Source organism: Streptomyces sp. G-G2 (assembly GCF_030063135.1).
Lineage (GTDB): Bacteria > Actinomycetota > Actinomycetes > Streptomycetales > Streptomycetaceae > Streptomyces.
In genome coordinates this window covers 1-1,277 of record NZ_JASISO010000127.1, presented here as the reverse complement: position 1 = coordinate 1,277, position 1,277 = coordinate 1, and the positions used below count along the sequence as shown (strand labels likewise).

Annotated in this window: 1 protein-coding gene; it reads left to right on the top strand. The window is 71.3% G+C overall.

Annotated features, from left to right (window positions below):
* Positions 1-1,269, top strand: a 1,269-nt coding sequence (locus QMF80_RS37880) for an NF041680 family putative transposase (protein WP_283461970.1), incomplete at its 5' end; no start/stop codon positions are given.
* Positions 1,270-1,277 lie beyond the last annotated feature (8 nt).

Sequence of the window (1,277 nt, the reverse complement as noted above, 5' to 3'; positions counted from 1 at the left end):
CGGCGTGGGCACGGAGCGATGTACGACGCGGTCAACCACGGCTGGCTGGAGCCCCGGCGCCTGCGCAGGCTCCTCGCCTCGACGCCGCTGCCGCGGGCCGCCGACGGGCGGATCGTCCTGGCGGTGGATGTGAGCAACTGGCTGCGGCACGACGCACCCACCAGCCCTGACCTGCTGTTCTGCCACGTCTACGGACGGGGCCGCAGCGCCGACCAGATGATCCCCGGCTGGCCCTACTCCTTCGTCGCCGCCCTGGAAACCGGACGCACCTCCTGGACGGCCATCCTCGACGCGATCCGGCTCGGCCCGGCCGACGACGCCACCGCGGTCACCGCCGACCAGCTCCGCGAGGTCTTCGACCGGCTCCTGCGCGCGGGGCAGTGGAAGCCCGGTGACCCGGACATCCTCATCGTGATGGACTCCGGCTACGACGTCACCCGCCTCGCCCACGTCCTGGCCGACCTGCCCGTCGAACTGGTCGGCCGCCTGCGCTCGGACCGGGTCATGCTCCGCGACGCCGGCCCGCGCCGCTCCACCCCGCGCGGCGGACAGCCCCGCAAACATGGCGGTGTCCTCACGTTCTCCAAACCGGACTCCTGGCACACCCCCGACCAGGCCACCAACTGCACCACCACCCGCTACGGCACCGCCGAAGCCCTCGCCTGGGACCGCATGCACCCACGCCTGCAAGCCCGCGGCCCCTGGCTCGACCACTGCGGTGAACTTCCTCTGATCCACGGCACGTTGATTCGGTTGAAGGTCGAGCACCTGCCGGGCGACCGCGACCCGAAACCGGTCTGGCTGTGGTCTTCACGCACCGGCATGACCGGCGCCGACGTCGACCTTCGATGGCAGGCCTTCCTCCGCAGATTCGACCTGGAGCACACTTTCCGGCTGTTCAAGCAGACCCTGGGCTGGACCGTCCCGAAGGTCCGTGACCCCGCGACCGCCGACCTGTGGACCTGGCTGATCATCGCCGCCCACACCCAGCTCCACCTCGCCCGCCCCCTCGCAGAGGACCTCCGCCGCCCCTGGGAACGGACCGCTGAACCGCGCCGGCTCACCCCCGCACGCGTCCGCCGAGGGTTCCGCCACCTCCGCGCGAAGACCGACCGTCCCGCAGCGGTGCCGCAACCCTCCCGGCCCGGCCCCGGACGCCCACCCGGCTCGAAAAACCGCAGGCCAGCCCCACGCCACGAACCCGGGAAGACCGTCAAGCGAGCCGAAACCCTCACCGAACACGTCCGCCTGAAACAGCAGCGAGGTTAAAGATCAAG